A 1254-nucleotide genomic window follows, 5' to 3' on the forward strand; every position below is an offset into this window, starting at 1 on the left:
GGGACTGCCCCGGGTTCGGTTGACTCGCGGGGTTGAGTGGTTCAAGCCGCGTGTGCGGGCCTGTTGATTGTCTCAAACTCGATCGGGGTAAGCCGGCCCAGGCGTCTTTGCCGTCGGCGCCGGTGGTAGGTGCGTTCGATCCAGGTCACGATCGCCAGGCGTAGCTCGTGGCGGGTGTGCCAGCGTTGCCGGTCGAGGACGTTGCGTTGCAGTAGGGCGAAGAACGATTCCATCGCCGCGTTGTCACCGCAGGCGCCGACGCGCCCCATCGAGCCGACCAATCCGTTGCGGTGCAACGCTTTCACGAACTTTCTGGACCGGAACTGACTGCCCCTGTCGGAGTGCACGATCGTGCCGGCCGGGCTGCGCAGGCGAGCCGCGTTCGACAGCGCCGCGACGGCCAGGGACGCCTTCATCCGTGAGTCGATGGAGTAGCCGACGATCCGACCGGAGTACACGTCCTTGATCGCACACAGGTAGAGCTTGCCCTCGCCGGTGGGGTGTTCGGTGATATCGGTCAGCCACACCCGGTTCGGCGCGTCGGCGGTGAAACGGCGTTGCACCAGGTCGTCGTGCACCGGCGGCCCGGCCCTTCTCGTGAGGCCTCTGCGTTTGGCGAACACCGACCAGATCCGCTGCTGTGAGCAGAGCCTGGCCACCCGGTTGGCGCCGGCGATGATGCCGTGGGCAGGTAGTTCATCCGCGATGAACCGGTACCCGAACGCCGGGTCGTCGGCGTGGATGTCGAGAGCGGCGTTGATCAGATAGGCGTCTTCCAGGTCCCGGCGGGCGACCGGGCTGTTCTTCCACGCGTAGTAGGCCTGCTTGCTGAAGCCCAGCACCCGGCAGGTCACCGCGACGGGGATCCCGTCCGCGGCCAGGTCACCGACCAGCGGGTACGTCATTTTGGGGCGATCTCCTTGGCGAAGAACGCCGCCGCCCTGCGCAGGATCTCATTCTCCTGCTCCAGCAGCTTGTTGCGTCGTCGCAGCTCCCGCAGCTCCGCCGACTCAGAGCTGGTGGTGCCGGGGCGGATCCCGTCGTCGGCGTCGGCGATCTTCAACCAGCGGTGCAGGCACGACTCGGAAATCCCGAAGTCCTTCGCGATCTGGGCGATGGGCGCCTCGCCCTTGCGGGCAACCGCGACCACGTCACGGCGAAACTCCGGCGGGAACGCTTTCGGCATGGCAGACATCCTTCCAGCGAGGAACGCATCCTCACAGGTCAGGAGTCAACCGAACTGGGGGCAGTCCC

The 1254-nt window shown here is 66.5% G+C and carries 1 protein-coding gene; it reads right to left on the minus strand.

The window, feature by feature from the left end; genetic code table 11:
• Positions 1-41: 41 nt before the first annotated feature.
• Positions 42-1186, minus strand: a protein-coding gene (locus ACTMTB_RS30860) for an IS3 family transposase (RefSeq protein ID WP_441149645.1) whose coding sequence is annotated in 2 segments (ribosomal slippage) — positions 42-916 and positions 916-1186 — 1146 coding nt in all. Because the reading frame shifts where the segments join, the coding sequence is not laid out codon by codon here.
• Positions 1187-1254: the final 68 nt, after the last annotated feature.

It is taken from the genome of Micromonospora sp. L32, from assembly GCF_052068055.1.
GTDB lineage: Bacteria > Actinomycetota > Actinomycetes > Mycobacteriales > Micromonosporaceae > Micromonospora > Micromonospora purpureochromogenes.